This window comes from Halalkalicoccus sp. NIPERK01 (assembly GCF_030287405.1).
Classification (GTDB): Archaea; Halobacteriota; Halobacteria; order Halobacteriales; family Halalkalicoccaceae; genus Halalkalicoccus.
In genome coordinates, this window is the sequence record NZ_JASVVV010000003.1 from 55747 (window position 1) to 80155 (window position 24409).

General features: G+C 64.4%; 26 protein-coding genes and 1 tRNA gene. 9 read left to right on the forward strand and 18 right to left on the reverse strand.

The window, feature by feature from the left end; translation table 11 throughout:
* Nucleotides 1-40: 40 nt before the first annotated feature.
* Nucleotides 41-697, forward strand: coding sequence for a DUF8102 family protein (locus QRT08_RS09665; RefSeq protein ID WP_286045739.1), 657 nt, complete (start codon nt 41-43; stop codon nt 695-697).
* Here the strand turns inward: QRT08_RS09665 and QRT08_RS09670 are convergent.
* Complete coding sequence (locus QRT08_RS09670) at nt 694-1974, reverse strand: amidohydrolase (protein WP_286045740.1); 1281 nt, start codon at nt 1972-1974, stop codon at nt 694-696. The two genes, QRT08_RS09665 and QRT08_RS09670, sit on opposite strands and share 4 nt — an antisense overlap.
* Before the next feature lie 105 nt (nt 1975-2079).
* On the opposite strand from QRT08_RS09670, the gene QRT08_RS09675 reads away from it, so the two are divergent.
* Nucleotides 2080-3048: a D-2-hydroxyacid dehydrogenase gene (locus QRT08_RS09675; RefSeq protein ID WP_286045741.1), complete on the forward strand. Its 969-nt coding sequence runs from the start codon at nt 2080-2082 to the stop codon at nt 3046-3048.
* Here the strand turns inward: QRT08_RS09675 and QRT08_RS09680 are convergent.
* From QRT08_RS09680 to QRT08_RS09700, 5 genes are all read right to left on the reverse strand, one after another.
* Nucleotides 3035-4420, reverse strand: a complete 1386-nt coding sequence (locus tag QRT08_RS09680; RefSeq protein ID WP_286045742.1) for an FAD-dependent oxidoreductase — start codon at nt 4418-4420, stop codon at nt 3035-3037. The two genes, QRT08_RS09675 and QRT08_RS09680, sit on opposite strands and share 14 nt — an antisense overlap.
* Nucleotides 4421-4565: 145 nt before the next feature.
* Nucleotides 4566-5744 carry a M24 family metallopeptidase gene (locus tag QRT08_RS09685; RefSeq protein ID WP_369684834.1) on the reverse strand — a complete coding sequence of 393 codons (1179 nt, stop codon included), beginning with the start codon at nt 5742-5744 and terminating at the stop codon, nt 4566-4568.
* Between the two features lie 71 nt (nt 5745-5815).
* Complete coding sequence (locus QRT08_RS09690; protein WP_286045743.1) at nt 5816-7156, reverse strand: class-III pyridoxal-phosphate-dependent aminotransferase; 1341 nt, start codon at nt 7154-7156, stop codon at nt 5816-5818.
* 101 nt (nt 7157-7257) lie between these two features.
* Nucleotides 7258-10467, reverse strand: a complete 3210-nt coding sequence (locus QRT08_RS09695) for an adenosylcobalamin-dependent ribonucleoside-diphosphate reductase (RefSeq protein WP_286045744.1) — start codon at nt 10465-10467, stop codon at nt 7258-7260.
* Nucleotides 10468-11140: 673 nt separating this feature from the next.
* Nucleotides 11141-11287, reverse strand: a complete 147-nt coding sequence (locus QRT08_RS09700; protein ID WP_286045745.1) for a hypothetical protein — start codon at nt 11285-11287, stop codon at nt 11141-11143.
* A gap of 396 nt (nt 11288-11683) precedes the next feature.
* Here QRT08_RS09700 and QRT08_RS09705 point away from each other — a divergent pair, with 396 nt between their 5' ends.
* Complete coding sequence (locus tag QRT08_RS09705; protein WP_286045746.1) at nt 11684-11887, forward strand: DUF8029 family protein; 204 nt, start codon at nt 11684-11686, stop codon at nt 11885-11887.
* Here QRT08_RS09705 and trpG read toward each other — a convergent pair.
* Genes trpG through trpD form a run of 4 tightly spaced genes read right to left on the reverse strand, consistent with a single transcriptional unit; the run spans nt 11867 to nt 15742 of the window.
* A complete protein-coding gene (gene trpG, locus QRT08_RS09710; RefSeq protein WP_286045747.1) occupies nt 11867-12517 on the reverse strand; it encodes an anthranilate synthase component II in 651 nt (216 codons plus the stop codon). The genes QRT08_RS09705 and trpG overlap by 21 nt on opposite strands.
* Nucleotides 12514-14091, reverse strand: coding sequence for an anthranilate synthase component I (trpE, locus tag QRT08_RS09715; protein ID WP_286045748.1), 1578 nt, complete (start codon nt 14089-14091; stop codon nt 12514-12516). Before trpE ends, trpG begins: the two co-directional genes overlap by 4 nt.
* Entirely contained in the window at nt 14088-14741 is a 654-nt protein-coding gene (locus QRT08_RS09720; RefSeq protein ID WP_286045749.1) for a phosphoribosylanthranilate isomerase, read from the reverse strand. The genes trpE and QRT08_RS09720 overlap by 4 nt, the downstream gene beginning before the upstream one ends.
* Nucleotides 14738-15742, reverse strand: coding sequence for an anthranilate phosphoribosyltransferase (gene trpD / locus QRT08_RS09725; protein ID WP_286045750.1), 1005 nt, complete (start codon nt 15740-15742; stop codon nt 14738-14740). Before trpD ends, QRT08_RS09720 begins: the two co-directional genes overlap by 4 nt.
* Before the next feature lie 145 nt (nt 15743-15887).
* On the opposite strand from trpD, the gene QRT08_RS09730 reads away from it, so the two are divergent.
* From QRT08_RS09730 to QRT08_RS09750, 5 genes are all read left to right on the forward strand, one after another.
* A tRNA-Val gene (locus QRT08_RS09730) sits at nt 15888-15962 on the forward strand.
* A gap of 143 nt (nt 15963-16105) precedes the next feature.
* Nucleotides 16106-17410, forward strand: coding sequence for a hypothetical protein (locus tag QRT08_RS09735; RefSeq protein ID WP_286045751.1), 1305 nt, complete (start codon nt 16106-16108; stop codon nt 17408-17410).
* A 209-nt stretch (nt 17411-17619) separates the two neighbouring features.
* Nucleotides 17620-17766: a hypothetical protein gene (locus tag QRT08_RS09740; RefSeq protein WP_286045752.1), complete on the forward strand. Its 147-nt coding sequence runs from the start codon at nt 17620-17622 to the stop codon at nt 17764-17766.
* Nucleotides 17767-17892: 126 nt separating this feature from the next.
* On the forward strand, nt 17893-19218 hold the full coding sequence (locus QRT08_RS09745) for a nickel pincer cofactor-dependent isomerase, group 22 (RefSeq protein WP_286045753.1): 1326 nt from the start codon (nt 17893-17895) through the stop codon (nt 19216-19218).
* 42 nt (nt 19219-19260) lie between these two features.
* Nucleotides 19261-19560 (forward strand): zinc ribbon domain-containing protein, encoded by a 300-nt coding sequence (locus QRT08_RS09750; RefSeq protein WP_286045754.1) that lies wholly within the window; start codon nt 19261-19263, stop codon nt 19558-19560.
* 53 nt (nt 19561-19613) lie between these two features.
* On the opposite strand, the gene QRT08_RS09755 is transcribed toward QRT08_RS09750, so the two are convergent.
* Nucleotides 19614-19925, reverse strand: a complete 312-nt coding sequence (locus QRT08_RS09755; protein WP_286045755.1) for a lycopene cyclase domain-containing protein — start codon at nt 19923-19925, stop codon at nt 19614-19616.
* Between the two features lie 90 nt (nt 19926-20015).
* Here QRT08_RS09755 and QRT08_RS09760 point away from each other — a divergent pair, with 90 nt between their 5' ends.
* Complete coding sequence (locus QRT08_RS09760) at nt 20016-21158, forward strand: CBS domain-containing protein (protein WP_286045756.1); 1143 nt, start codon at nt 20016-20018, stop codon at nt 21156-21158.
* Nucleotides 21159-21272: 114 nt separating this feature from the next.
* Here the strand turns inward: QRT08_RS09760 and QRT08_RS09765 are convergent, their stop codons facing one another.
* From QRT08_RS09765 to QRT08_RS09795, 7 genes are all read right to left on the reverse strand, one after another.
* Nucleotides 21273-21587 carry an AzlD family protein gene (locus QRT08_RS09765; RefSeq protein ID WP_286045757.1) on the reverse strand — a complete coding sequence of 105 codons (315 nt, stop codon included), beginning with the start codon at nt 21585-21587 and terminating at the stop codon, nt 21273-21275.
* The gene (locus tag QRT08_RS09770) at nt 21580-22338 is read right to left on the reverse strand and encodes an AzlC family ABC transporter permease (RefSeq protein WP_286045758.1); all 759 of its coding nucleotides are present in this window, start codon (nt 22336-22338) and stop codon (nt 21580-21582) included. The genes QRT08_RS09765 and QRT08_RS09770 overlap by 8 nt, the downstream gene beginning before the upstream one ends.
* 27 nt (nt 22339-22365) lie before the next feature.
* On the reverse strand, nt 22366-22758 hold the full coding sequence (locus QRT08_RS09775) for a type II toxin-antitoxin system VapC family toxin (RefSeq protein ID WP_286045759.1): 393 nt from the start codon (nt 22756-22758) through the stop codon (nt 22366-22368).
* The gene (locus QRT08_RS09780; RefSeq protein ID WP_286045760.1) at nt 22755-23000 is read right to left on the reverse strand and encodes an antitoxin VapB family protein; all 246 of its coding nucleotides are present in this window, start codon (nt 22998-23000) and stop codon (nt 22755-22757) included. The genes QRT08_RS09775 and QRT08_RS09780 overlap by 4 nt, the downstream gene beginning before the upstream one ends.
* 71 nt (nt 23001-23071) lie before the next feature.
* Nucleotides 23072-23626, reverse strand: coding sequence for a GTP-dependent dephospho-CoA kinase family protein (locus QRT08_RS09785; protein WP_286045761.1), 555 nt, complete (start codon nt 23624-23626; stop codon nt 23072-23074).
* Nucleotides 23626-23823 carry a transcription elongation factor subunit Spt4 gene (gene spt4, locus QRT08_RS09790; RefSeq protein WP_286045762.1) on the reverse strand — a complete coding sequence of 66 codons (198 nt, stop codon included), beginning with the start codon at nt 23821-23823 and terminating at the stop codon, nt 23626-23628. The genes QRT08_RS09785 and spt4 overlap by 1 nt, the downstream gene beginning before the upstream one ends.
* On the reverse strand, nt 23824-24408 hold the full coding sequence (locus QRT08_RS09795; RefSeq protein WP_286045763.1) for a DNA-directed RNA polymerase: 585 nt from the start codon (nt 24406-24408) through the stop codon (nt 23824-23826).
* Between the last annotated feature and the right edge of the window lies 1 nt (nt 24409).

Genomic DNA, 24409 nt, shown 5'->3' on the forward strand with positions numbered 1-24409 from the left:
ATCCGGAACCGTTTTCCATTCGCGTACACAGTTTCTGTGTATGGACGACGAGAGCCACGGAGGGGGCGAGTCGGTCGCCGACCTCGCGTTCGACCCCGACCGCGACCGGGGCGTGCTGACCCCGAGCGACCGGGAGTTCCTGCTCGGGCGCAAGACCGACTACACCGACCACTCGAAGAAACAGAAGCGAAACCGGATCCGCCGCCGGGTCAGGAACGCGATACTCGATTTCACCATCCTCTTCGAGCACCTCGACGAACGGGACCGCGAGACGGTGTTCGACCCCGAGGACGCCGAACGCGACGCCTACACCCGCGGGATCACCGACACGCTCGCCTTCTTGCATCTGGGGACGATGGGCTACTCCACCCCGTTCAAACAGATGCTCGCCCGCGGCGTCTCGAAGGGCGAACAGGAGCTGGCGGGCTCGGAGTACCGCATGGTGAACGTCGAGTTCAACGTCGATCCCGTCGGCCGGATCGACGTCGACGAGGTCGTCGAGAAGCTCGATCAGGGGGCGTTCGAGGAGATCACCGACGAGGAACTGCGCGCGTTCGTCCGCCTGCTCGCCGAGAGCGAGGACTTCTCGCCCGCGCCGCTGCGCGAGGAGATCAAGGGGCAGATGGACCACTTTGCACGGCGGGCTGAGGAGGCCGCCACCCAACGCGACCGGCGCATCGAGGAGCTGACCGACTAGGGGGGCTCGTCGGCGATTCGCTCGATCGACTCGGTCAGCACGTCGACGGCGATCCCCAGCGTCCGCTCGTCGACGTCGAAGTGCGGGGTGTGGTGGCTGTCGGGGTGATCGGTGCCGACGATGGCGTAGGAGGCGAGGCCGCCGGCCTCCTGGACCGCCTCCATCAGGAACGTCGCGTCCTCGCTCGCACCGAAATCGGCCGTCCTGACCGGGTTGTCGACGCCCTCGACCCCGCTCGCGACCCCGTGAACGAGGTCGCGGAGTTCGGGGTCGCTGTCCGCCCGCGGCGACTCGCTGTGGATCTCGACTTCGGCCTCACAGCCGTGCATCTCGGCGGCCGACGTACAGACCCGCTCGAAGCGCTCCTTCATCGACTCCATCAATCGGGTCGTCTCGCCGCGCACCTCCGCGACGATCGCCGCGTCCTCGGCGATCACGTTGCTCGCGGTGCCGGCCTCGACCCGGCCGACGTTCACCCGCGTCATCCCCTCGGCGTGGCGCGGGATCCCGTAGGCCTCGCTCACGGCGGTCGCCATCGCCTGGATCGCGTTGGCCCCCCTCTCGGGGGCCTGTCCCGCGTGCGAGGACTCACCGCGAAACCCGACGTTCAGGTGGCTCATCGCGAGCGGCTTCTCGATCCCCGCGACGACCTCGCCCGTGGGGTGGTCGAGGCCGACGTGGACACAGAGCAGATACTCGATACCCTCCGTGTAGGGTCCCTCGGCCATCGGCCGCCCGCCGCCGCCCTCCTCCTCTGCGGGCTGGAAGAAAACGGTGAGTTTTCCCGAGAAGTCGCTCTCGGCGACGGCTTCCAGGACCGCCAGCCCGATCGTCATGTGTGCGTCGTGCCCGCAGGCGTGCATCAGCCCCTCGTGTTCGGAGCGAAACCCCTCGCGTGCGGGGAGGTGCCCTTCGTCAGAGGCCTCCTCGACGAACAGCGCGTCGATGTCGACCCGGAGCCCGATCGAGGGGCCCTCGCCACGGTCGAGGACGGCCACACAGCCCGTATGTCCCCCCTCGCAGGCCTCGAGGACGTCCTCGCGCGCGCCGGCCGCACGCGCCCGCTCGAACCACGTCGCCAACTCCTCGTCGCTCGGAACCGCCATCCGTTCGTCGGAGGCCATCGCCTCGCGACCCACCGCGAGTTCGTCGACACCCATCCTCTCGATCTCGTCGACCAGCAGGCTCGTCGTGTAGAACTCCCGCCACGCCGGTTCGGGGAACCGATGAAACGTCCGTCTACACTCGCTCATCCCGTCGCGTATCGTCCGTGACATTCTCTCGCGAACTCGTCGCTCCAGTCACTTAAAAATACACAGAATTCGTTGATAGCGAATACGAAGTTTTTAGCGCCGGGCGTCCGATCGGGAGGAGTGATAGCCATGAGCGAGGACACACCGGACGTCGTCGTGTTGCGCGAGGGAACCGAGGGGCTCTCGACCGAACCGTACGCCGAGGAACTGCGCAAACGTTTGCCCGGCCACGAGGTCCGCCGGGCACGAACCCCCGCCGAGGAGCGCGACCTGATTGAGGGCGCCCGGGTCGCCACCGGGGTTCGCATCGACGAAGACCTGCTCGCGCACGCCAACGAGATCGAACTGTTCGCGTGTGCCTTCGCGGGCACCGAACACCTCCCGACAGAGGCGCTGCGCGAGCGGGGGGTGACGGTGACCAACGCCGGCGGGATCCACGCCCCGGGGCTCGCGGAGGGCGTTCTGGGGAACATGCTCGTGTTCGCCCGCCGGCTCCACGAGGGCTGGCGCCGCAAGCGGAACCGGGAGTGGCGGCACTTCCGGTCCGGGGAGTTGACGGGCAGTACGGTGACGATCGTCGGCCTCGGGTCGATCGGCAGGGCGCTCACCCAGCGCCTCTCGGGTATGGAGGTCGAGACGATCGGGGTCCGCTACTCGCCGGAGAAGGGCGGGCCGACCGACGAGGTGATCGGGTTCGACGGGGAGAGCCTCCACGGGGCGCTCGCGCGCACCGACTACCTGGTGATCGCCTGCCCGCTGACGGAGACGACGCGAGGGCTGATCGGCGAGGACGAGTTCGCCACCCTGCCGCCGGAGGCGATCGTGATCAACACCGCCCGCGGGCCGATCGTCGACACGGACGCGCTCGTCGGGGCGATCCAGACCAACTCGATCCGGGGCGCGGCCCTCGACGTGACCGACCCCGAGCCGCTGCCGCCGGAGCACGTGCTGTGGGGCTTCGAGAACGTCCTGATAACCCCGCATACGGGCGGGCACACCCCGAAACACTGGGAACGGCTCGCGGAGATCGTCGCCGGAAACGTCGCGGCGCTCGACGGGAACGGCGACCTCGAGAACGTGGTTCTCAGACCTGACTGACCGCGCCCCCGATCCGCCGGTCGGGGTCCGACCCCTCCTCCCGGGGGAAGTTGCCGATCGTCTCGTTTCGGAACCCCTCGCTGTCGAACTCGAACTCGCCGTCGAGAAAGTCGATCACCTGCTCGGTGTCGCGCATGGCGTTCTTCAGACAGGTCGAGGCGCCCGGCGAGGGCGTGATGTTGAAGATGACGCCGTCGCCGGTGATCTTCGCCTCGCCCATGTCGAGGGTCTTTCGCTCGGTGTCGACGATCTGGGGGCGCACCCCGCCGTAGCCCTTCGCCCGCTCGATGTCGTCGAGTTCGACGCTCGGGACGACCTTCTTCACGTGCGGGAGGAACGCTCGCTTTCCGACCTCGGGGACGTCGTAGACGAGGTTCCGCAGCACGTACGGCAGCAGGACCCGATCCGCCAGCACGTTGCCGTAGCTCAGGACGGAGTCGACGTTCATTCCGAACACGTCGAAGAAGTCGCCGACGGTCGAGAGTTCCCCGCGCTCGAGTTCCGGCACCAGTTTGGCGGTCGGCCCGAAGCGGGTGATGGAGTCGTCGTGGACGTCCGCGTCGCCGTGGATCGCGGCGAACGGGAGCTTCTGCATCTGGAGGGTGTAGACCTTGCCGTTCAGGAGGTCGTTCCCGAGGAAGAAACTCCCCGCGACCGGGAGCAGGGACATGTCCTCGCCGTAGCCCATCTCCTTTGCGACCTGGAGGCTGTGGGAACCCGCCGCGACGACGGTCGCCTCGGCCTCGAACCAGCCCGAATCGGTCTCGACGATGAACCCGTCGTCGGTCTCGTCGATCCGCTCGACCTCGGTACCGGTGTAGACGTCGACGCCCGCCTCGTCTCGCGCGTTCTCGACGAACGACGCGGCGACCTGGCCGTAGTCGACGACGTAGCCGTCGGGCGTCTGGAGCGCCAGCAGTTCGGTGTCCGGGTCACGCCCCTCGACGACCTTCGGCTCGATCTCCGCGATCTCCTCGCGGTCGATCGCCCTGAGCTTCGGGTACAGGTCCGAGAAGCCCTCGTCGTGGTACCGCGTCGTGAGTTCCTCGACTTCCTCCTCGCCGACCGCGAGCACCATCTTGCTGCGCTTGCTGTGGATCCCGCGGTCGGGGTCCTCCGATTCGAGGTAGCCCGCGAGCATCTGGGCGCCCTCGTTCACCTCCTCCGCCTTCTCGCGGGTGTAGTTCGTCTCGATGTCCCCGAAATGCAGCGTCTGGGAGTTGTTCGTGTGGTGGGAGTTGATCGCCGCGATTTCCTCCTCCTTCTCCAGAAGCGCTACCCGTTCGATGTCGGTGAACTTCGAGACGGTATAGAGCAGCGATGCCCCACTGATGCCTCCGCCGACGATGACGAGGTCGTATGTGTCTACCATGTTGAGAACCTTCCTGCACGACGGCCGCTCTCACTCGGTCGATCGGGGGTCGACTACTTTTTTATGTCGATATCGGGCGATAGAAACGTTATCACGCCACAATACGGACGGTCACTACCGCGACGGCCTCCCGCCCGGACCGTGCTCAGACCGAGAACACCTGCTGGGGAAACGAGGAGAACCGCTCGGCGCCGTTCGCGGTCACGCGAAACGACTCGCTGATCTCGACGCCGAGTTCGTCGGTCCAGATCCCCGGGATCATGTGGAACGTCATGTCCTCCTTCAGAACGGTTTCGTCGCCGGGTCGGATGCTCGCGGTGTGCTCGCCCCAATCCGGCGGGTAGCCAAGCCCCATCGAGTAGCCGATCCGATCCTCCTTTTCGATGCCGTGTCTCGCGATCGACTCGCGCCACGCGAGTTCGACCTCCTCGCAGGTCACGCCCGGTTCGGCCGTATCGAGCGCCGCGTTCAGCCCCTCGACGACGACCTCGGCGACCCGTCCCATCTCCTCGGGGACCTCGCCGACCACGGCGGTCCGCGCCAGCGGCGAGTGATACCGGTGGCGACAGCCCGCGAGTTCGACGATCACGGGATCCCCGTTCGAGAAGGGCTCGTCGGACCACGTGAGATGGGGCGTCCCCGTGTGTTCGCCCGAGGGCATCAGCGGGACGATCGCCGGATAGTCGCCGCCGAACGCCTCCGTCCCGGCGACGAGGGTGTGATAGATCTCGGCGGCGACCGTCGATTCCGGGACGCCCTCGCCCATCGCATCGATCCCGGCCTGCATCGCGGCCTCCGAGAGCTGGGTAGCCTCCTCGATTAGTTCGATCTCCCGCTCGGATTTCACCACGCGGACCCAGCTCACCAGCAGCGTCGCGTCGGAGAACGTCGCCTCCGGCAGTCGCTCTCGAAGACGCTGGTGGGACTTGGCGGTGTAGTAGGAGGCGTCCATCTCGACGCCGACGTGGGTGTCTCCCCGACCCATCCCCTCGATCACCCGCGCGACGACGTCCATCGGGTGCTTGTCCACGGGCGAGTGGACGTGGTCGTCGCTGTAGGCGTAGAGGTTCTCGTGGTCGATCCAGACGGTCGCCTTCGCGCCGTTCTTGTCCATCTCGCGGCCGATCCAGACGGGCTGGTCGTGGTCCAGCGAGACGACGAGCCCCTGGTGGACGTAAAACGACCAGCCGTCGTAGCCCGAGAGGTAGTTCATGTTCGCGGGATCGCTCACGAACAGGGTCTCGATCCCCGCCTCCCGCATGCGCTCTTTGGTCCGTTCCACCCGACGTTCGTACTCCGCTTTCTCGAACACCTGCACGGTAATCACTACCAAGACCGACCTCTCGGCCCCGGCACTTATGCTTTTTGTGTACTCTAGCAACGAAAACCGTGTAATCACGCCGAGGCGATCGCCTCGCGGAACATCGAGATCCCCAACTCTATCTCGCGTTCCGTGACGTCGAGCGGCGGCAGCAGCCTGATCGTGCTGTGACCACACCCCAGCGTGAGCAGGCCCCGCCGGAGTCCCGCCTTCACGACGGCGTCGCGCCGTTCCTTCGAGTCGAACTCAACGGCGAGCATCAGGCCCTTTCCCCGAATGTCCGTGACGCCCTCGGGGTCGGCGTCGCGGAGCAGTTCCTTCACCTGCCGACCGCGCTCGACGGCGTTGTCGAGCAGATCGTGGTCGCGGATCGCGTCGATGGTCAGCGCCCCCTGGAGGGCGGCGATCACGTCGCCTCCGCCCCACGTCGATCCCAACCTGTTTTTCTCCTCGGGGAAGATCTCCGAGCGGGAGATCGTCGCCCCCGAGCGAAGCGCCTTCGCGCTACAGATCACGTCCGGCTCGATGGCGTAGTGGTCCGACGCCCACATCTTCCCCGTCCGACCGAGTCCGCTTTGGATCTCGTCGACGATCAGGTGGACGTCGTGGGTCTCGCAGGTCCGCTGTACCTCCTCCATGAACGCGTCGCTCGGGAACCGATAGCCCCCGACACCCTGGATCGGTTCGAGTATCAGGAAGGCGACCTCGGCGGGATCGAGGTAGCCCCGCTCGGGATCGAGCATGCGTTCGAGCTGTGAGCGCCCGCCCGCGAAGAACCCACACGAACACGTCGACTCCCCGCAGGTGCGGTCCTCGCAGAAGGGCACCGTCCGGGTGCCGGCGATCTCGGGGTACGCGCGGGTGTAGACGTCGCCGGCCCGCGTCAGCGAGAGCGTTCCGACGGTCCGGCCGTGGAAGGCACCCAGAAAGGTGATCCCGTACTTGCGCTCGGGGGTGTTCGCGTATGAGATCTTCAACGCGTTCTCGATGGCCTCCGCGCCCGAGTTCGAGAGGAAGACGGTGTCCATGTCGTACTGCGAGGAGATCTCCACGAGGCGCTCCATGAGCTGGGCCGCCCCCGGGACCTCGGGCTCGACGGGGCCGCCCGGCGACCCGGCGTAGAAGTCCTGGCCGGCGATCTTCAGCGGGTCGACGAGGTCGAACTCCGCCATCCGGTCCAGAACTTTGGGGTTGTTGTACCCGAGCGGCGCGGCCCCGATGTGGCAGGTGAAATCCAGGAAGACGTTGCCGTCGAGGTCGGTGCAGAACGGGCCCTCCGCGTCCCCGGTGACGTCCCAGGCGAACTCGTGGGCGTGCTCGCTGGGCGCGGAGTAGCGGTGGTGGTACTCGATCCACTCTCGGGTCCGCTCCCCCGGGAGTCGCCGAACGCTCGGCTCCGCACTGTCGCGATCCATACACGGAAACCGTATACTTCGTTATTAAATCTTGTCGTCGGATGGCCGCCGATAGCGGTCGCTGTCCGTTCGCAACCGGGAAAATCGGGGAGGCGACTACGTCAGCACTCCGACCAGCCGCAGGACTCGCAGGTCTTACAGCCCTCCGAGTAGTACAGCGTCATCGACCCGCAGTCGGGACACTCGGGGCTCTCGCCCGCGTCGATGAGGTCCTGGTGGGCGTCCTCCGAGGAACCCGATTCGACCGCGGCCCTACCGTCGGAGTCCGATGGACTCCGGTCTACTCCGGAATCACTCCGTGATTCCAGGCCGCCGTCGGAACTCGGTCGCTTCCGCGGTCGGTCGGACTCGTCGTCGGCGTCCTCCAGTTCGGTGAGGTTCTGCTGTTTGGGGTAGGCGCGTTCGATGTCGCCGTCGAGGTAGCGCCGCATCGCGGTGCCGATCGCGTCGGGGATCGAGTTGATCTGCTGGCCCTTGTCCCAGGCGACCTTCGGCGAGCGGATCCCCTGGAGTTCGCTCGCGATCTCCTCGGGGTCGACGCCCGACCGCAGGGCGGTCGAGATGGTCTTCGCGAGCGCCTCGGTGAAGCTCGCGGTGAACCCGCCCGAGTTGCCGATGTTGGCGAACAGTTCGAACGGCCGGCCGTTCTCGTCCTCGTTGATGTTGACGTAGAGCTTGCCGTAGCCGGTGTCGATGCGCTGGGTGACGCCGTAGAGGACGTCCGGACGCGCTCGTTTCGTGGCGTACTGGCCGGATTCGGGGGTGAAGTCGAGGTCGCCTTCGAGAACCGAGCGGACCTCCTCGTGGGTGAGGAACTCGTCGATCCCGCCGAAGACCTCGGTGATCTGCTCGACCAGCGCCTCCGCGGCCTCCTCCTCGTCGGCGAACTCCGCGTTGTCCGCCCGCGTGGTCAGCACCTGCTTCGAGCGGGTGCCGTCCCGGTAGACGGTCACGCCCTTGCCGCCGTTGTCGTAGATGTAGCGATACACCTCCTCCATGTCCTCCTTCGTCGCGGAGTTGGGGAAGTTACACGTCTTCGAGATGGCGCTGTCGACGCCTTCCTGGCAGGCACACTGGACGGCGGCGTGATCCTTGCCCGCGAGATCGGCGGTGACGACGAACAGCTCGCCGATGGCGTTCGGAACGGTAGAAAGCCCCTCGACGCCGTCAAACCCGTTGTTCGCCATCTGCTCCTGGGCCTCCTCCTTCACGGCGTCGACGTCGATGTCGTTGGCCTCCAGCACCCGGAGGAAGTAGTCGTCGAACTCGACGAGCATCTCGTCGCCCTGCACGTCGTCGCTCACGTTCTTGTAGTAGGCGACGTTGTAGATGGGCTCACAGCCCCCCGTCGTGTTGCCGACCATCGAGGTCGTTCCGGTGGGCGCGATGGTCGTCGTGTTGTGGTTCCTGATGGGGTAGCCATCGGCCCAGTCGTCGGCGTCCTCGCCGGTCTGCTTCTCGAACCACTCGCGGTACTCGGTGGGGTTCGCGTACTTCGAGTCGGCCCAGTCCTCGAACGAGCCGCGCTCGCCAGCGAGCTCGTGGCTCGCGCGCTTCGAGCCGTGGTTGATGTGGGTCATCAGCTGGCCGGCGATCTCGTTGCCCTCCTCGCTGCCGTAGCGAACGCCCAGCTGGATGTACAGTTGGGCCAGCCCCATCACACCGAGGCCGATCTTTCGCATCTCGCGCACCTTCTGCTCGATCTCGGGCACCGGGAAGTCCGACATCGTGACGACGTTCTCCAAAAAGCGCGTTCCCAGTCTGATCCGTCGGTCGAACTCCTCGAGATCGATCGCCTCCTCGAGGTAGGCCTCGACCGCCGCGTCGAGCGAGTCGAACTCCGCCTCGTGTTCGGCGTGCCAGACCCGCCAGTCGGGCGCGTCGAGCGCCGCGAGCGTCGAGAGATTGATGTGCCCGAGGTTGCAGGCCTCGTACTCCTCGAGGGGCTGTTCGCCGCAGGGGTTCGTCGCGAGGATGCGGTGGTCCGGGTGTTTCTCGACGTCGAAGGAGTGTTCCTTGTTCACCCGTTCGAGGTAGATCACGCCGGGCTCGCCGTTCTCGTAGGCGCCGTCGACGATGCGCTCCCAGATCAGGTCGGCGGGGATCGAGAGCTCCTCGCCCACCTCGACGTGCTCGCCGAGGCCGTACCGGGAGTACATCTCCTTCGTCTCGGCGGTCGCGATGTGGGGTTTCTCGGTTCGGGGGTTCTCGAAGACGAACTCCTCGTCGTTGTAGAGCGCCTCCATGAACCCGTCGGTAACTCCTACAGAGATGTTGAAGTTCGAGAGGTGGCCCTCGACGGCGTTGCGCAGGTGTTTCGGGACCTTTCCATCGTCGTCGATCAGTTCGCGCGCCTCCTTGAGCGCCTCCGAGAACGTGGTGTAGGTGTAGTCGTCGGGGTCGTTGAGCTTCAGGGTGTGCGCCAGCGAGACGTCCTTGTTCTTCGCGTGGATGAACTCGATGACGTCGGGGTGCGAGACGCGCATGACGCCCATCTGGGCGCCGCGGCGCGCCCCGCCCTGGGCGATCGTCTCGCACATCTGGTCGAACGTGCGCATGAACGTGATCGGGCCGGAGGCGATTCCTCCCGTGCTTCCGACGCTGTCGCCGTAGGGGCGGAGTCGCCAGAACGCATAGCCCATGCCGCCGCCCGACTGGAAGACCTCGGCGGCCTCCTTCGCGGTCTGGTGGATGTCCGAGATGTCGTCGTCGGGCGAGTCGACGAAGCAGGCGGAGAGCTGCTGGAGTTCGTCGCCCGCGTTCATCAGCGTCGGCGAGTTCGGGATGAACGAGAGCCGTTCCATCAGCGTCTGGAACTCCTCCGCTTTCGCCTCGACGTGCTCGCGGATCTCCGCGGGGAGGTCGGGAACGATCGTGTCGTAGGCGAACTTGTTGACGTTGTAGACCGACAGTTCCGTCTCCGCCGCGTCCTCGGCGGTGGTGCCGGCTTCTTCTCGCGGGCTTTGCCCGCTCGAACGGTCCGAGGCACTTTGTGCCTCGCTACCGAACACCTCCGCCGCGAGTTCGTCGCGCCGGGGGTGGCCGGGTTTGAGTTGGTCGGGCGAGACGGTGATCTCGACGTCACGCTTTTCGGCTTCGAACACCGCCTCGGCGAGCGCGATGTTGCGCGCGACCCGGGCGAAGAGGTCCTCCTGGCTCTCGACCAGTTCGCCGTCGGCGTCCTTCCGGAGGTAGCGCGCGGGGAGGATGTTCCGGTAGGCGTTGGCCGTCAGGCGCTCCTCTAGGGTGTCGCCCTCGGTGCGCTTTACCGGCAGGGTGATCTCCTCGGCGTCGAGGTCCGCGCGGCTCACGCGCGGACCACCTGCTCGAGCGAAGGGCCAGTCTGTCGAACGTTGCTACGGGGTACGGGTATTCTGGCGCGGAACATTTCGAACGAGGTTTCAATTCCAATCCATCCAGATAAGTCCTTTCTTTTGCCAATCATTGACATTCATTAAACGTACCGACGGCTAGGACGTGAATGGATTCCCCATCCCATTCGAGCCGGTCGATCGCCTCCTAGTGCTACCTACGTGGTCGGACACATAATACTGCCCGATGTGGAGCGAAAGTGAAAGCGGACAGGAGATACCGGATCTGAGATGTCTCTGGCCCGGTCTCGGTCTCCAGCGGAGACGACTTGCCGTGAAAGTGAACGACTCCGTGCCCTCGGCGGTGGTGCCAGCTCCATATATCTCCAGTACGAGTTCGTCGCGCCGGGAGTGGCTGGTTTGAGTTAGTCGGGCAAGACGGTGATCTCGACGTCGCGTTTCTCTGCCTCGAAGAGGCCCCTCTCCCCTCAACCCATGCGCCAGATCGAAGAACTCCTATATGCCCCGCGGCTCATGCGCAAGCCCTCAAACGGAGGAGTACAGGTCTGAGTGCCGGGAATAGAACCTGATCGGTAGTCTTAACAATAGTCGGCCTGTACTCTGGAGTGGTTGTTAGACAGGGCCGGTTCTCAGACGCGGCGAGGATCGTACCCTATGCTACTATGCCTCCAAGTGCGAACAGGGTCGCGACGATTAGGATCGTAACGTAGACGATCCGGACCACGTAGTAGATGATCTCGAGGGCGGTACGTTTTCGGTCGAACGGTCCGGGGAGCCGGATGTGGTAGTTGATCTCCATAGCTACCTCTGTTGGGTGGATTCGAAGAACCCGGCACCGTCGGAGCCGCGGGTGGTTGTTAGACAGGGCCGGGGTCGGAACCCACCATAGCCACTCCCACCTGTCCAGATAAGTCCTTTCTTTTGCCAATCATTGACATTCATTAAACGTACCGACGGCTAGGACGTGAATGAATTCCAATCCCATTCGAGCCGGTCGATCGCCTCCTAGCGCTATCTGCACGGTCTGAGACATAATACTGTCCGATGTGGAGCGAAAGTGAAAGCGAACAGGAGACACCGGATCGGAGATGTCTCTGGCCCGGTCTTGATCTCCAGCGGTGACAACTCGTCGTGAAAGTGAACGTCCCCGATCGGACAGGAACATTTATTTATTCAGACAATAATGGGGAAGGGTATGGAAGAGCAGATCCCGCTAGAGGCCGCCCTCGCCGCCGATTCGAGCATGGTGTTGCTCGTGCTGGCGGCGCTCGTGGTGGTCGTCCTCATCGGGCGGTTCCTGCTCCGCCTCGCGTGGCGACTCGTCGCCGTGACGACCGCGGCGATCCTCGCCTTCTACGCCGTGACCGTCGTCCTCCCCTCAGTGTTCGCGCTGGTGTAGGAAGTTCCCGATCACGTCGTGGCCCACGCCCGTGAGCACGCTCTCGGGGTGGAACTGGACGCACTCGATGGGGTACTCGCGGTGGCGGATCCCCATCACCAGCTCCTCGCCACCGTCGGACTCGCTCCGCTCGTCCGACGAGCCTCCGGTCGCTTCGACCCCGTGATCGGTCGTCGCCGTCACCTCGAAGCACGCCGGCACCTCCGTGGCGATCAACGAGTGATAGCGTCCGGCCTGAAACCGCTGTTCCAGCCCCGAGAAGACGCCCCGGCCGTCGTGGTCGACGGGGAAGGCCTTCCCGTGGACGGGTTCGGGCGCGCGCCCCACGCTCCCGCCGTAGGCGTAGACGGCGGCTTCGAGGCCGAGGCACACTCCGAGAGTGGGGACCTCGGGACTGATCACCCGAAGGACGTCCAGGGTGACGCCCACGTCGCGGTCGTTCTTCGGGTGGCCCGGCCCCGGGGAGATCACGATCGCATCGGGGTCGACGTCCCGTACGTCCTCGAGCGTGGCGGTGTTTCTGAGCACCTCGGTTGCCGCGCCCTGTTCGGAGACGTACTCGACGAGGTTGTACGTGAAGGAGTCGAAGTTGTCGACGAACAGCACGCGCTTCGCGCGGGCGAGGCTCACTGGAGCACCTCCTCGGGTTCGGTCTCGATGCGCTCGATCGCCTCTATGACGCCGCCCATCTTCTTCTCGGTCTCCTCGTACTCGGCGGCGGGGTCGCTGTCGGCGACCAGCCCCGCACCCGCCTGGACGGTGATTCGATCCCGCTCGCCGTGTTCGATCGTCGCCGTCCGGATCGCGATGGCGGTGTCTGCGTCGCCGGTCCACGAGTAGTAGCCGACGCCGCCGCCGTAGATCCCCCGCGGAGCGCCCTCGAGCGCGTCGATGATCTCCATTGCGCGGATCTTCGGCGCGCCCGAGAGCGTTCCGGCGGGAAACGCCGCCCGCGTGGCGTCGAACGCATCGAAGGACTCCGTCCTTCTGGCAGCCGAGGTTCCCTCGGCGACGAGTTCGCCGGTGACGGTGCTCTCGATGTGCTGGACGTGGCTGTACTTCAGCACGTTCATGAACTCCTCGACCCGCACGGATCCCGGCTTCGAGACCCGCCGGACGTCGTTTCGCGCCAGATCGACGAGCATCGTGTGTTCGGCGCGCTCCTTGTCGTCGGCGAGCATCTCTCCCGCGAGCCGGCGGTCCTCGACCGGGCTCGATCCGCGAGAGCAGGTGCCCGCGATCGGGTTGCTCGTCACCAGTCCGTCGCGGACCGAGATCAGCGTCTCGGGGCTCGCGCCGACGACCGTTCGCTCGCCATAGCCGAGCAGATACATGTACGGCGAGGGGTTGATCTCCCGCAGGGCCTCGTAGAGCCCCAGCGGATCGATCCGGCCCACGAGTTCGCGCTTTCGCGAGAGCACGCCCTGATAGATGTCGCCGTTCAGCACGTGCTCTTTCGTTTCTCGGACCACCTCCTCGTACTCCTCGCGGGGACCCGCACGTTCGTCCTCGCGGACGAACCCGCCCGTCTCGGGTTCGTCGGCCCGGTCGAGCGTTTCCCGAACCCGTTCGACCTCCTCACGGAGCGCGTCGTACAGGTCGTCGGGGTCGTCCTCGGGGAAGACGATCGGGGTCAGCGACAGCGAGAGCGTCCCCTCGACCTCGTCGAAGACGAGCGTCTTCGTACTGAGGACGAACTGCGCGTCGGGCGTCCCGCTTTCGGGTCGGTCGATACCGACCTCCGAGAGCCACAGGTCGTAGACCGCGTCGTAGGCCAGGAAGCCGACGAGGCCGCCGTGAAGGTGCCCGTCGTCAGGAAACCCGATCCTCGGGATCGCCGGCAAGGCCTCCCGGAGGGTATCGAGGGTATCGCCGCCGTTCGGTTCCACGAGGCGCGACAGGCGCTCGTCGCCCAGCACGTCGATCGTCGTCGAATCGGGCCGCACGGTGACGACCGCCTCGGGGTCGTAGCCGACGAACGAGTACCGTGCGTGGCGGGTAGCGCTTGCGCTCGCGGGCTGAAACGCACCGTCGGGATCCGAGGAGGCGACCTTCTCGGCGCTCTCGAGCAGGAAGCCGTCCTCCGTACCGAGCGCGGCGTACGCCGTGAGCGGCGTCGTCTCGGCGTCGAGGTCGGCCCCGACGTGGACGACCGACGGCTCCTCGACGCTCGCTCGCTCGCGGAACGCCCCCCGGTCGATCATCTCGCCGGCACCTCCGATCCCGGTCGCTTCGCTCGCTCGACGAACCGTTCTACGGCCCCGTGGTCCTTCACGCCACCGTCGCGTTCGACCCCGCTCGCTACGTCCACGCCGAACGCGCTCGTCAGGTCGATCGCCTCCGCGACGTTTTCGGTGGTCAACCCGCCCCCCAGTATCACCGGCGAGTCGAGTTCGCGTGCGAGTTCTCGGGTACGCTCCCAGTCGTGGGTCCGCCCGGTGCCGCCCGCGCCGCTCGCGTCGGTCGAGTCCACCAGCAGGGCGTCCGCGATCGCGTCGAACTCGTGGGCTTGCTGGGGGTCGTCCGCGTCGACCGATTTGATCACCGGCCGCGAGATCGTTTCTCTCACTTCCTCGAGATCGGCCGGCGAAAACGGGCCGTGGATCTGGAGGGCGTCGGGACGAGTGCGCTCGACCAGATCGACCGCCTCCTCGGGCGCGTCGGGCATCGTCACGAGCACCCCGGTCACGAACGGCGGGACGCGTTCGAGGAGTTCGGCGGCCCGCTCGCCATCGACGGCGCGAGGGCTGTCGACGGGAACGCCGCTGATGACGCCGATCGCGTCCGCGCCCCGCTCTACTGAAGCCGCAACGTCCGCCTCGCGGGTGTGCCCGCAGACCTTCACCCGCGTCATTGGACGACCGTCCCGCGCATCGATTCGAGTCTCTTCGCTGCTCGCCCTTCGTCGATGGCGTTCGCGGCGATCTCCGCGCCCTCCTCGAGGGTATCGGCCTCGCCGGCGACGTAGATCGCCGCGCCCGCGTTCGCGAGGATGATCTCTCGTTTCGCGCCGCCGACCTCGCCGGCGACGATCCCTTCGAGGTCGGCGGCGTTCTCCGCGGGCGTGCCGCCGGAAACCGCGTTCACGGGGTGGGTGTCGAGGCCGAGGTCCGCCGGGAATACGGTGTACTCCTCGATCTCGCCTCCGTCGACCTCCGCGACGCGGGTCTCGCCGTGGATCCCGATCTCGTCCAGGCCCGCGCCGTGGACCACGAGTGCTCGTTCGACGTCCATGTGCGCGAGCGCGCGAGCGAGCACCGGGACGAGGTCGGGGTCGTAGACGCCGACGATCTGTGCATCCGCGCCCGCGGGATTGGTCAGCGGCCCAAGGACGTTGAACACCGTGCGGATTCCTAACTCCTTTCGCGGGCCGATCACGGCCTTCATCGCGGGGTGGAACACGGGCGCGAGCATGAACCCGATCCCCTGCCGTTCGATCGCGCGCTCGACGGCCGGCGGTTCGGCGTCGATCTGCACGCCGAGTTCCTCCAGCACGTCCGCACTGCCCGAGTTCGAGGAGACCGAGTAGTTGCCGTGTTTCGCCACGGGGACGCCCGCGCCGCTCGCGACGACCGCGCTCGTGGTGGAGACGTTGATCGTGTCGTAGTCGTCCCCGCCGGTCCCGCAGGTGTCCACAAGCGGCGTGCGGTCTGGCGCGATGGTCCGGGCCGCGTTGCGCATCCCCTCCGCGAAGCCCGCGATCTCCGCCTCGGTCTCACCCTTCGCCCGCAGCGCCGTCAGCAGCGCGCCGATCTGGGCCTCCGTAGCGCCCTCGAAGACCGCCGCCGCCGCTTCCCGTGCCTCTGTCTGTGTCAGGTCCTCGCCCTCCGTGACTCGCTCGATGGTGTCCTTCATGAGTGAACTCCAATGTACGTCTTCGTCTTGTAATGCACAAATCAGTACATCAACTTAAGCGTGTCGTCGTTTTCCCCTTCCTCGCTCCCCGAGTCGAAAGCTTCAATTACTCCGGCGGGCTACCCGGAACTGCACGAGGCAGCGAGGGTTGGTGGTCTAGTCTGGCTATGACACCTCCTTGACATGGAGGAGGCCGGCGGTTCAAATCCGCCCCAACCCATTTCTGGCAGTACAACACGACGAGCGAAGCGAGCGGAACGACTGAGGTTCAAATCTATCTCCTATTAGTATTTTCTGAAAAATATCTATGGACATTAGTTGATTATCACTAATGTTATATCCTCACTTTACGAACGGAGAATTATGTCAAATCCCTCTGTTCAAGAGGTTTTCGTACCAGGAACCTTGCCAACATACACTTATGTTGATAGAGGCGACAATGAATTTGAAGAACAGTTACGAAGGGGGCTAAAAACTCCTGGCAAAGTCGTCTCAATTTCTGGCCCTTCAAAGTCAGGAAAGACGGTTTTGGTAAGAAGAGTTGTAGGGGATGCAAATTTAATAAACGTAAAGCTAAGTGGCGTTAACAATACAAATCAACTCTGGAGAAAAATACTTAATGAACTTGGTGCCCCCTCAGAAACAGAGTCGTACTCTGAAAAGATGGATGAATTGTCAACAAGAGGTTTGTTCGGATTGGATCTGAAGTTACCCTCTATCGGTGGAGTTAGGCAAGAAACAGAAGTTAGTGCTACTTCGACTAAATCAGGGGGGCATACCAAGCGTTACACTGTCAACAGCATATCTGATGTTATTGAATATCTAAAAGAAAGTGAATATATATTACTACTTGACGATTTCCATAAAGTAAAAAATGAAAATCTTCAGGAAGAGATCGCAGGTACTATTAAGGAAATGACTGAGGAACAAATTTCAATCTGTGTCGCTCTGGTTCCCCACAGAAGTGACGATCTTACTAAGGCAGATCCAGATCTCAGAGGTAGAGTTCAGATAATTTCAATGGAATTCTGGGAAGATTCTGAACTTAGAAGAATTGCAGATTTGGGATTTGATGTGCTAAACGTAGATTTCCCATCTGATGTAATCCGAACATTTGTGAAAGAATCTGCAGGATCCCCTCAATTAATGCAACAATTATGCTTATCAGCATGTTATGAATTGGGTGTTAACGAATCGAAATCGCAACCAACACCTATCGATATACATAGAGAAGAAATAACAAAAATATTAAAAGATGTTGTAAAGCACTCCGATCATCGAAGAACAATCGAACTCTTAGACAATGGTCCGAAAGTTCGAGGAGAACCAAGAAACACATTTGATTTTGCTAATGGTAGTGGAGACGTATATCGGGCTATTTTGAAGGCGATCTCTGGGGATCCGCCAAAACTCTCCTATAGTTATGAAGAACTAAAAGAACGAGTGGATCGTATTTGCATTGGGAACTCACCTAGCGGCTCAAGTATAAATAGGGCCTGTAAAAAGATGAATGAATTAATGGTTGAAGATCTATCAAAAGAACAACCGCTTGAGTGGGATGATAGTAGTGGGCAAGGTCGGCTTACAATTCCAGATCCTTACTTACTCTACCACCTACGCTGGTCAAACCAAATAGAACAAAAAGACCATTTTCAGAGCGAATTATAATATATATTTTTCTATATATAGTAGTGCTACTAGGGTTTTTACTCCCTCGCCCCCTTGACTTGGTAGGCCAACCGATCTCGCGGTATCCGAAGAAACCATCCGAGAGGCCTGCAGGGATGTCGAATTCCCGCACAGAGGAGATTTATAACAACGGATCTGGATTGCTCCGGCCACCAACCCTTTTGTCCTCGGCCCGACAATCATCCCTTATGAGTCTCACCGCGGACGATTTCGCCGAATTTCTCCGGGAAGCACCCGAGGACGGACAGTCCTTGGGCGATTCCCTCTCGGAGTTGGCGGTGGATGTCGACCTCGATTCCGTGGAGGCGGTCCGTGAGATGCGCGAGGACGTATGAGGCTGTTCGTCGATACGAACGTCTTCATCGCCGCCGTCACGAAGGACTCTTCTCGGTCGGACGACTGACTCCGTTTCCCATCCAACCCCACCGGTTTCTTTACCCCCTCGCCCCCTTCCACCGGGTATGCCAACCGATCTCGTGGTACCCGAGGAGACAGTACGAGAAGCCTGCGGGGAGGTCGAGTTCCCGCGGATGGGCGTGATCGAGCAGGTCTGGGAGACGGATCCCATCCCCGAGTCGGAGATCGAGGACCGGGCGGCGGAAGCGGTCAAAGACCTCCCGTTCGACGAAGTTCCCGCGGGCGGCGAGGTGGCGATCGGGGCCGGTAGCCGGGGAATCGCGAACCTCCCCGAGATCGTCCGCGGGGTGGTTCGGGGCGTCGACGAACTGGGTTACGAGCCGTTCGTCTTCCCGGCGATGGGGTCCCATGGGGGTGCGACGGCGGAGGGGCAGGTCGACAAGCTCTCGACGCTCGGCGTCACCGAGGAGTCGGTGGGGTGCCCGATTCGCGCGACGATGGAGGTCGTGGAGGTCGGGCGCACGCCCGAGCGCGACGTACCCGTGTACGCCGACGCCAACGCCGTCGAGGCCGAGGCCATCATCCCAGTCAACCGGATCAAACCCCACACGGATTTCCAAGGACCCGTCGAGAGCGGGCTCTCGAAGATGCTCGTCATCGGGATGGGTAAACAGCGCGGCGCGAAGGTCGCCCACGACTGGGCGGTCGACTGGAGCCTGCGCAACATGCTCCCCGAGATCACCGCGATCCTCTTAGAGCGACTGCCGGTCGCCGGCGGCGTCGCGGTCGTCGAAAACGAACACGACGACACCGACCGGATCGAGGGCATCCCCCCGTCGGGCTTCTTAGAGCGCGAGGCCGAACTCCTCGAGGTCGCGTGGGAACGCATGCCGAAACTCCCGTTCGACGGGCTGGATGTCCTCGTCGTCGACCAACTGGGCAAGGACGTCAGCGGACAGGGGATGGACACCAACGTCACCGGCCGGCGCCACTTCACGATCAACGAGCCCGAGCCCGAATCACCCGACGTAAAGCGGATCTACGTCCGCGGCTTTACGAAGAAAACGAAGGGCAACGCGATGGGCATGGGCGCTGCCGATTTCGCTCATGAGAGCGTTTTCGAGGGGCTCGACCCGTCGAAGACGCTGATCAACGCGATCACCGCGAGCACGGTTCGCGGAGTGCGCCTCCCGCCGGTCGTCGAAAGCGACAGGGCGGGGCTGACGGCCGCCCTCGGCACCATCGGCCCCATCGCGGGCCCGGACGCGCGCGTCCTTCGGGTAACGGACACGATGCGCCTGAAGCGCTGTTACGCCTCCGAGGCGCTCTGCGAGGCCGCCCGCGAGCGTGAGGATCTGCGCCTCGTCGAGGAGCCCGGAGAGATCGAGTTCGATTCAGAGGGCGGGTTCGCCGCCGCCTCGCCGGAGTAGGGCGGGCGACACCGCTTACTGCCTGTAGCCCCAGGGGGCCGTATGCAGATCGCCGGCCTCGACCTCGCCTTCCGGCTCGCGGTCGCGGTTTTCGTGATCGTCACGCCGACGCTCATGTTCCTCGGGCTGGTGCGCCTGCTCGAGCGGATGCGCGACGAGGACCTGATCTACCGGCTCATGACCGAGGAGGAACTTCGGAACGTCGAGCGCTCGCACTCGCTCGCGGGGTTCGTCGAGGAGGTCACCGGTACTACCCCGGGGACGATCCGCTGTTCCGACTGCGGGACGATCAACGCCGCGGGAATGGACTCGTGTTTCGACTGCGGCGAGCGGATCGGCTGACGGGCCGGTCGTAGGAGCTAGTGCTTACGTCCCGCGTCGGTCGTCCGGACGGGTCACGCCGACTCCGGGACGTCGTGGAGCGTCTCGTGAAACCCGAGCACGAGCGAGGGGACGACGACGATGAAGCAGTGTTCCTCGATCGGGATGCCGGCGACCTCGATCCCGGTGCGCTCGACGATGTCGAAGACGCCGACCTCCAGGGTGTACCAGTCCCAGACGTACGCGACCGGGTAGAGCACGAGGATCGTCTTCGCGGCGCGTCCCAGCGCTCCCGCCCGGTGAAGCAACCCCCCGGCGATCGCCCCCCAGAAGACGATCGTGGCCAGATACGTGTAGCGCCCGAGGACGGTGATGTCGACTCGCATACCGCACGCGAGGGATGGGATGTGCTAAACCCTATCGCCGTGGGAATGACTAACGTTGATTACGGTGGACGGCCAAGTGCATCCGATACGATGGATATTGCCGATATAGCGACCACTGACTACACCGAAGCCGACGTCGGCGAGCGCTTCGGGAAGATCCGGGCTGCCTTCGAGGAGACCAACCCCAAAGCGATCGTGATCACCGACGACGGCGAGTACGCCGGCATCGTGACCGAGCGCCAGATCCTCCAGTCGCACGTCGAGGACAACACGAAGGCCTCGGCGTTCATGCGTTCTGCGCCGGGGATCGACCGCGCGGAGGATCTCCGCGAGGTGGCACGGATGCTCGTCGAGGGCGGGACGATGGTCGCGCCCGTCTTCAACGACGAGGAACTGTGGGGGATCGTCACCGCCGACGCGATCCTCGAGAGCGTCCTCGAGAACCTCGACGCGATCACCGTCGAGCAGATCTACACCGAGGACGTCGTCTCGATCAACCGCGACACCACCGTCGGCCGGGCGATCAACCTGCTCCGGGAACACGGCATCTCTCGCCTTCCAGTGCTCGCGGACGACGGCCGACTCGAGGGCGTCGTCACCACTCACGACCTGCGCGACGTGATCATCCGCGACATGGACAAGGCGACCGTCGGGGACCGGGCGGGCGACCTCGAACGCATCCTCGATATACCCGTGTACGACGTGATGAACAGCCCCGTCGAGACCGCCGACGCCGAGGAGGCCGTCAGCGCCGCCGTGAACCGGATGCTCGAATACGATTACAACGGCCTGATCGTCACCGCCGACGCGGACGACCGGCAGGTCTCGGGCGTCGTCACCAAGACGGACGTGTTGCGGGCGCTGACGTTCACCGAGGACGAGCACATGGACGTCCAGATCACCAACATCGACCTGCTGGATACGCTCTCGCGGGAGGACATCCGCGCGGACATCACCAGCGTCACCGACAAGTACCGCCGGATGCAGGTCCACCACGCCCACGTCCGGTTCCAGGAGCACAAGGAGAAACTGCGTGGCACCCCGTTGATCCACTGTCAGATCCGCCTGCGCACCAACCGCGGACAGGTCGCCGGTTCCGGCGAGGGCTACGGCGCGAACTCCGCGTTCCACGTCGCGCTCGACAAGCTAGAGCGAAACGTCCTGGAGATGAAGGGGATGCAGTCCGACGAGGAGTACGAGGGGCAGTTGCTCAGAAAGCTCAACGAGATCTGACACACGCACGTTTTTACTGCGGATTCTCGCGCCCTTCGGGCGCTCGAACCCTTGCAAAAACCTGCACTAAAAAAACTGCTCACTCGCATCCGCTCGCTCGCGGTGTGCGCTTTTTCAGACGACCGCTCGGAACGCCACGACCCCGACCACGCCCGCGACCAGCGCGAGCAGGATGTTCCCGGTGCGCCACATCACCACCAGCGTCAGCCCCGCCGCGGCCCACTCGGCGGGCCCGCCCGAGGCGAGTTCCGGCCCGAGGATCGCGATCACGATCGCGCCGGGCAGGACCGAGATCCCGGCTTCGAGCCGGTCGCTCACCTCGAATCGGCTCAACAGCCACAGCCCGCCGACCTTCGTGAGGAAGGTCACGACGGCCATCGCGAGGATCACGCCCACCACCCGTGGATCGAGCGAGAGGGCCTCAGCCATCGTAGCGGATCACCTCGACGACGCCGGCGACCGCGCCTCCGACGAGGATGTACCACTGGCCGGGGAGGAGTTCGGCGGCCAGCAGCGCGCTCGCGAGCGCGACCGTCCACGGAACGAGCGATTCCCGACCTTCCCAGAGCTCCGCGGCGAGCGCGACGAAGACGGCCGCGAGGACGAAGTCGATCCCATACATGGAGGGATCGCCGATCGCCCCGCCGGCGAGGACTCCAAGCACCGTCGAGGCGACCCAGAACGACCAGACGGCGATGCCGCTACCGAGCAGGAACGCTCCCCGGCCGCTGCCCGAGCCCAGATCGCGCATCGTCAGCGCCCAGTTCTCGTCGGCCATCAGAAAGAGGCTGCCGTAGGCCTGCCTCGCCGAGAGCCGGCTGAACCACGGCTGGAGGGCCGCCCCCATCAGCGAGTATCTGAGATTGATCGCGAACACCGCGAGCAGGACCGTCACGACGGGGATCGGGTCGGCCCAGAGTTCGACGGCGACGATCTGTGAGGCCCCCGCGACGACGGTGGCGCTCATCAGCCCCGCCTCCACGGCGCTCAGGCCCGCACTGGCGGCCAGCACCCCGAAGGCGACCCCGTATCCCCCGACCCCGAGGGCGATCGGAAGCGCCGTGAGAAATCCCGCCCGGACCCCGCGGCGCCCGAACGTGACCTCCTCCGACTCGACGGCGTCGCTCCCCGACGTTTCGCGCGGGCGATCGCTACCGTCGTCGGTCGGTGGATCCAGCATCCTCGAGTCTTTCTTCCGCTCGTGTCGCTAGTACGACTCGATCACTACGCCGTCGATCCGCTCGAAGTGATCGACGTTCCGCGTGAGGACGGGCTCCTCGTGGACGAGCGCCGTCGCGGCGATGATCGTATCACCCATCCCGACAGCCTGTCCGTCGGTCGCGAGTCGGCCGTCGATACGGCCGGCTTTCTTCATCACGGCGTCGTCGGCCGAATACGTCGGTTTCGAGTCGAGCACCGCCTCGATCCGCCGTCGTCGATCCGCGGACTCCTTCACCCGTTCGACGCTGTGATACAGCTCGAACAGCGATACCGACGAGATACGGAGCGGGATTCGCTGGGATTCTATATCCTCGATCCTCCGTTTTGCCCGGCTGTCGCCCTGCATCACGTCGATCAGAACGTCCGTATCGACGATCACGAGTCCAACCGATCCGCGAGCCGATCGAGACGGTCGTGCGAGCGACCCTCGCTCTCTTCGATCGCCTCGCGCATCTCTTCGGCCTCCTCGTCGGTGAGGATCCCTGCCAGATCGAGCAGGGATCGCTCGCCAGCGATCCGTTCGACGGTGTCCGAGAACGATTCCCCGGGTCGTTTTCGGCTTTCGAGCCGTCTGTAGGCTTCCTCGGTGAGTCGAACGTTCCGGTACTCGGTCTCGCTCATGTATACACTTGTGTGCACGACCGGCTTAACCGTTCCGGCGACTTCGAGGGACGCGTTCGGAGAGCGAGCACTCATCCTTCGAGCAGTTCCCACAGCCGCCCGTGATCGCCGTCCATGCGCTCCAGGAGGTCGCGTGCCCGTTCTCTCGTCCCCTCGTCGACCCGGACGTGGACCATGCCCTCGCCGGGCTGTCCGTAGACGACGCTCGCGCCCTCGGGTGCCAGCACGAGCGCGGGGAGGGTCACTAAATCCTCCTCGCCCTCGACGTCGATGGCGACCGGTTCCTCGCTCCCGACCGCCTCCCGAAGCGCCCGGAGTATCGACGCCGAGAGCGCCGCGGCGGGGTTCGTCGCCTCGATGCGGCGGGCACCGCTGGCTTCGAGGACGTCCGCGACCTCGGGCTCGACCGTGTCTCGTTCGGTCAGCCCGTCGATCACGGCGACGTCGGGGGTGTGGCCGATCCGCTCGAAGTGGTAGGTGACGACGTCCCCGACGGCGATCAGGGGACCCGAGATATCGCCGACCAGCACTTCGGCGTCGGTCTCTATCGCCCCCATCGGCTCTTTGAACGCGCCCCGAAGCGAGTCGGGCAGTCGGAGGACGATCTCGGCCTCGGTGTCGGCCATCAGCGGACTTTCAGCGCGTACTCGCCCGCCTCGGTGACCTGCATCTCGCGGGCGATCTCGCTCTCCTCGGGGTGGGCGATCACGACGTAGCCCGCCCAGTCCTCGGTGAAGGAGGTCGACCCACACGACGGACACGCGTTGGTGTCGGGGTCGACGACGCGGTGGCAGTCCCGACAGACCTTCCGGTTGCGGGCCATCTAGTCGTCACCCGCGGCCTGCTGGCGTGCTTCGTGTTCCTCGGTGAGCCAGCCGTGCTTTCCGAGGCCGGGCTGTTTCGCGGTCAGGCCGATCTTCGAGTCCCGGGGGTTTCGTTCGTCGATGCTCTTCGTGACGATCCGGGCGCGGACGGCGTCGTCGACTCCGAGGGTGCGATTCGACTCCGTCGAGGCGAGCTGCTGGTTCTCGGCGTCGTAGGAGAGATACTCGTCGGAGATCTGCGAGACGTGCAGCAGGCCGTCGACGGGGCCGATCCCGACGAACGCGCCGAACTCCACGACCTCGACCACCGTTCCGTCGACGACCTCCTGCATCGCCGGGTCGAACGTGACGGCGTCGAACTCCGCCTCGTAGAAGACCGATCCCTCGTGGCGCTCGCGCTCCGGGAGGACCACCCCTTCGCCGATGTCGTGGACCTCGATGACCGTGACGACGCTCCCGACGTCCGAGTCCATCCGCCCCTCGAGTTTGTCCTGTAGTAGCCGTTTTATCTGATCGGTCGTGACGCTGCCGAGTTCCCGTGCCGGGACCTCGACCGTGTCCGTGAGTGTAACCCGTTTATACATG

Bases quoted from the DNA above. Each gene is read 5' to 3' on its own strand.
- QRT08_RS09780 (WP_286045760.1), bottom strand. From the start codon at position 23,000: ATGAGCGAGACCGAGTACCGGAACGTTCGACTCACCGAGGAAGCCTAC.
- QRT08_RS09770 (WP_286045758.1), bottom strand. From the start codon at position 22,338: ATGCTGGATCCACCGACCGACGACGGTAGCGATCGCCCGCGCGAAACG.
- QRT08_RS09795 (WP_286045763.1), bottom strand. From the start codon at position 24,408: ATGTATAAACGGGTTACACTCACGGACACGGTCGAGGTCCCGGCACGG.
- QRT08_RS09740 (WP_286045752.1), top strand. From the start codon at position 17,620: ATGAGTCTCACCGCGGACGATTTCGCCGAATTTCTCCGGGAAGCACCC.
- QRT08_RS09705 (WP_286045746.1), top strand. From the start codon at position 11,684: ATGGAAGAGCAGATCCCGCTAGAGGCCGCCCTCGCCGCCGATTCGAGC.
- QRT08_RS09760 (WP_286045756.1), top strand. From the start codon at position 20,016: ATGGATATTGCCGATATAGCGACCACTGACTACACCGAAGCCGACGTC.
- QRT08_RS09700 (WP_286045745.1), bottom strand. From the start codon at position 11,287: ATGGAGATCAACTACCACATCCGGCTCCCCGGACCGTTCGACCGAAAA.
- QRT08_RS09755 (WP_286045755.1), bottom strand. From the start codon at position 19,925: ATGCGAGTCGACATCACCGTCCTCGGGCGCTACACGTATCTGGCCACG.
- QRT08_RS09690 (WP_286045743.1), bottom strand. From the start codon at position 7,156: ATGGATCGCGACAGTGCGGAGCCGAGCGTTCGGCGACTCCCGGGGGAG.
- QRT08_RS09785 (WP_286045761.1), bottom strand. From the start codon at position 23,626: ATGGCCGACACCGAGGCCGAGATCGTCCTCCGACTGCCCGACTCGCTT.
- QRT08_RS09735 (WP_286045751.1), top strand. From the start codon at position 16,106: ATGTCAAATCCCTCTGTTCAAGAGGTTTTCGTACCAGGAACCTTGCCA.
- QRT08_RS09670 (WP_286045740.1), bottom strand. From the start codon at position 1,974: ATGTCACGGACGATACGCGACGGGATGAGCGAGTGTAGACGGACGTTT.
- QRT08_RS09745 (WP_286045753.1), top strand. From the start codon at position 17,893: ATGCCAACCGATCTCGTGGTACCCGAGGAGACAGTACGAGAAGCCTGC.
- QRT08_RS09665 (WP_286045739.1), top strand. From the start codon at position 41: ATGGACGACGAGAGCCACGGAGGGGGCGAGTCGGTCGCCGACCTCGCG.
- QRT08_RS09720 (WP_286045749.1), bottom strand. From the start codon at position 14,741: ATGACGCGGGTGAAGGTCTGCGGGCACACCCGCGAGGCGGACGTTGCG.
- trpE (WP_286045748.1), bottom strand. From the start codon at position 14,091: ATGATCGACCGGGGGGCGTTCCGCGAGCGAGCGAGCGTCGAGGAGCCG.
- spt4 (WP_286045762.1), bottom strand. From the start codon at position 23,823: ATGGCCCGCAACCGGAAGGTCTGTCGGGACTGCCACCGCGTCGTCGAC.
- QRT08_RS09765 (WP_286045757.1), bottom strand. From the start codon at position 21,587: ATGGCTGAGGCCCTCTCGCTCGATCCACGGGTGGTGGGCGTGATCCTC.
- trpD (WP_286045750.1), bottom strand. From the start codon at position 15,742: ATGAAGGACACCATCGAGCGAGTCACGGAGGGCGAGGACCTGACACAG.
- QRT08_RS09680 (WP_286045742.1), bottom strand. From the start codon at position 4,420: ATGGTAGACACATACGACCTCGTCATCGTCGGCGGAGGCATCAGTGGG.
- QRT08_RS09750 (WP_286045754.1), top strand. From the start codon at position 19,261: ATGCAGATCGCCGGCCTCGACCTCGCCTTCCGGCTCGCGGTCGCGGTT.
- QRT08_RS09675 (WP_286045741.1), top strand. From the start codon at position 2,080: ATGAGCGAGGACACACCGGACGTCGTCGTGTTGCGCGAGGGAACCGAG.